We start from the raw sequence: 2,653 nt of genomic DNA on the forward strand, positions 1-2,653 counted from the left end.
CGTAAGGGATCCATCATCCCCACATTCCAAGCGTCCACCTGATGCCCGATGCTGCGCTCCCGGTTTCTTTCAGGAGCCAGCCCACCATGATGCGTCCCGACAGCAAAGTCGAAAAGTCTACCTCTACTCAAGCCTGTGGGTTTTCGAAAGTCCATCGACGGCCTCACTGCCCTGGTCGAGCTGGAAATCAAAGTCGCCGTGTTCGACCCCGTGTTTTTCGTCTTCCTCAATAAAGCCCGTAATCGCTATCTAGACGAGATCACCAAAGCAGACATTATCTCAATGCACCAAAAACGTCGCGTCAGTGGCGCTGCACCTGTATCTGCAAATCGATTGTTGGTGGTGATGCGCTAAATTTTTAACTTGACTATTCGCTGAGAGACACACGGGGTTACGAAAAACCCAACTACCGGTGTTCGGTTGTTTGAATAGAACAACAAAATAGAAAGGTATTTAACATTTGAGGGGGCGAGACAACTGCATGCTGCAATTCAAGGTAGTGAGTCCAAGATGCTCAAATATATTATGCCGATGCTCATCTTTGCCGGTGCCAGGAAGTGCGAAGTATTAGATGCGCGCTGGAGTGAGTTTGATTTGGATAAGAAGTTTTGGGGAATAGCTGTTAACAAAATAGGCAAGGCTCGTTTTGTACCTCTCTCCGACAGTGTCCTCGAACTGCTTAAAGCCGTAAAGATGGAGCATTCCCGTCGGGGTAAACTAAAGAACTGCGAATGGGTATTTGCTAACCCAGGAACCGGTAAGCCATATGTGCAAACCTACTACGCTTGGGACGCAGCAAGAAAGCGTGCAGGCTTGGCCGGCTTCCGCGTACACGATCTGCGTCACTCGTTTGCAAGCCTTTTGATCAACGCCGGGCGATCGCTATACGAGGTCCAGAAAATCCTTGGGCATACGCAGATCAAAACAACTCAAAGATACAGCCACCTTGCTGACGAGACGCTGCTCGCAGCAGCCAGCACTGCAGCCGAGGCGCTTGGCGGGGTTTTTTCGACCCCCATTGCGCAGGAGTAAGTGTAGGTGCTCAGCCGCTCCTCCAGCGGCCTGCCGAAAGCCTTCCCACAGAGCGGCAGGCGGAGCCCACCCCTTCAGCGCGGTGAATTGCGCACTAGCATGCTAGGGGAGGGAAGGTCCATCTCCTCCACGGGTCCTAGCCTCCACTCTAAGCTGGTAGTCGGATACAGCCTGGTACAGCGACTCGGAAAGTACACGCAGGCGCTCTACTTCTTCTGCAGGGGCACCCAAGTCTTTGGCATCATGGTACTGCCGAATAGCATCAATCACCTGCTGGATAAGGGGCTCGTCGGCCTCTACCAATTCAATGAACGTGTCCTTGTCCACTGTCATGCTCCGCTCACGTGGTCAGACCATTATAGGTGCGCTTCGCACGCCAGCCCAGCTATTCGATTTCGCTCAAGCGCTGCTGCCAGTTCTCCCGCTCGAGCATCAGTCCGTGCGAGTTGGTCGGAGAGTACCATGGCCGCCTTTGGCTCTACCGCTCGCTTTAGATCAAGCAAATAGATGGCATATGGCCACTTTTAGCCGTCAAGGAAGAAATCGTGAAGAAGATTTTGCTCGCCGCTCTGCCGCTGCCTTTGTTGGCCTCTGTTGCCATAGCGCAGCCTTCGGAAGACGAAATCTTGCTCATGGCTGCTTCGCAGAAGGCTGTTGAGATCTATAGAGATTCAGGCGTAGCCGGAATGGGAGCAGCCGTTGATGACTGCTCGTCCGGGCTGAGCAGAGCCTCGGCAGCAGAGGATGTGGAGTTCTGTGTGGCGTTAAGTCTTGCCACGATGCACGTCGATGACATGACTACGAGAGCTCAAAGCATTCCTCGCGGCAATCAGTTCAAGGAAGGCTACGTATTCGCTCAGGCAGAAGAACTTCTCAAATTCTTTGCACCCACTGAACATCAAGGACAGCTAACACCTTATCTTCAAGAGCGAAGTGCCAAAATCGCAAACTATGTGGCGATCGCGGCAAATGCCCCACAGCCTGCCCAACACGCTCAACAGGAAACAGCAGATGCACAGGCGGTCGCAGAAGCGTTTGCCATATTCTGGCAATCCACTGACTGTAATGAGATGCGCTCCTTAAGCCAGTGGGACGAGTTGATTGCAGTGCTAAAAACCACCGATCAACAGCTTTGCGCCACTTTTGTCCAGATGCACCAGCAGGTGCAAGGCGTTCAGGTGACCAATGTCCAATCTCTACCTGGCGCAAGGGCCAGAGTGACAGCTACGCTGGCCCTACGACAGCAAAGCATGCAACAGCAGGACACTTTCGTTCTGGTAAACGGTAAGTGGCTGCTTGCCGGCAGAAACAATTGAGGAGGCCATCCTCCCCTTGAGCGGGTCGCTGGCTGCGCCCGCTCTCACAGCAACGCCACGGAATACGTGGCCTGTACTACGGTTTATTGCGGCTCCGCTCCCACAAGAGCACCACCGCCTGGCCAGCCTTTTCGTTCATCCTCTCCCATCAGATCCCAAGCCATATCCTCATCCTTCACCCCGCCCTTGCACGCCGCATAGCGCGACCCACCGCCGACCCGCAGACCGGCGTACATCAAGCCGGCCCGTCGCTTGTCTGCGCCCAGGGCGAGCAGCATCTCGTAGAACAGCGCATCGCACACGGC

General features: G+C 54.3%; 6 protein-coding genes. 3 read left to right on the forward strand and 3 right to left on the reverse strand.

The window, feature by feature from the left end; genetic code table 11:
- Positions 1-135: 135 nt before the first annotated feature.
- Together tnpB and BLX42_RS07685 are read left to right on the forward strand one after the other, a co-directional pair.
- Positions 136-354, forward strand: coding sequence for an IS66 family insertion sequence element accessory protein TnpB (gene tnpB, locus BLX42_RS07680; protein ID WP_223255132.1), 219 nt, complete (start codon positions 136-138; stop codon positions 352-354).
- 87 nt (positions 355-441) lie between these two features.
- Positions 442-1,032: a site-specific integrase gene (locus tag BLX42_RS07685; protein WP_161871495.1), complete on the forward strand. Its 591-nt coding sequence runs from the start codon at positions 442-444 to the stop codon at positions 1,030-1,032.
- Positions 1,033-1,134: 102 nt separating this feature from the next.
- On the opposite strand, the gene BLX42_RS26835 is transcribed toward BLX42_RS07685, so the two are convergent.
- Positions 1,135-1,359 (reverse strand): hypothetical protein, encoded by a 225-nt coding sequence (locus tag BLX42_RS26835; RefSeq protein ID WP_046786712.1) that lies wholly within the window; start codon positions 1,357-1,359, stop codon positions 1,135-1,137.
- 29 nt (positions 1,360-1,388) lie between these two features.
- The gene (locus tag BLX42_RS07690; RefSeq protein ID WP_371926631.1) at positions 1,389-1,496 is read right to left on the reverse strand and encodes a DUF2514 family protein; all 108 of its coding nucleotides are present in this window, start codon (positions 1,494-1,496) and stop codon (positions 1,389-1,391) included.
- Between the two features lie 81 nt (positions 1,497-1,577).
- Here BLX42_RS07690 and BLX42_RS07695 point away from each other — a divergent pair, with 81 nt between their 5' ends.
- Positions 1,578-2,348, forward strand: coding sequence for a hypothetical protein (locus BLX42_RS07695; RefSeq protein WP_046786687.1), 771 nt, complete (start codon positions 1,578-1,580; stop codon positions 2,346-2,348).
- Positions 2,349-2,431: 83 nt separating this feature from the next.
- Here BLX42_RS07695 and BLX42_RS07700 read toward each other — a convergent pair.
- The coding region (locus tag BLX42_RS07700; protein WP_161871494.1) for a hypothetical protein at positions 2,432-2,653 on the reverse strand (222 nt) is incomplete at its 5' end.

Origin of the sequence: Pseudomonas sp. SG-MS2, assembly GCF_009933855.1 — a bacterium.
Taxonomy (GTDB): Bacteria; Pseudomonadota; Gammaproteobacteria; order Pseudomonadales; family Pseudomonadaceae; genus Aquipseudomonas; species Aquipseudomonas putida_E.

Excerpts from the sequence above, each read along its gene's own strand:
- BLX42_RS07690 (WP_371926631.1), bottom strand. The coding sequence starts at position 1,496 with ATGGTACTCTCCGACCAACTCGCACGGACTGATGCTCGAGCGGGAGAA.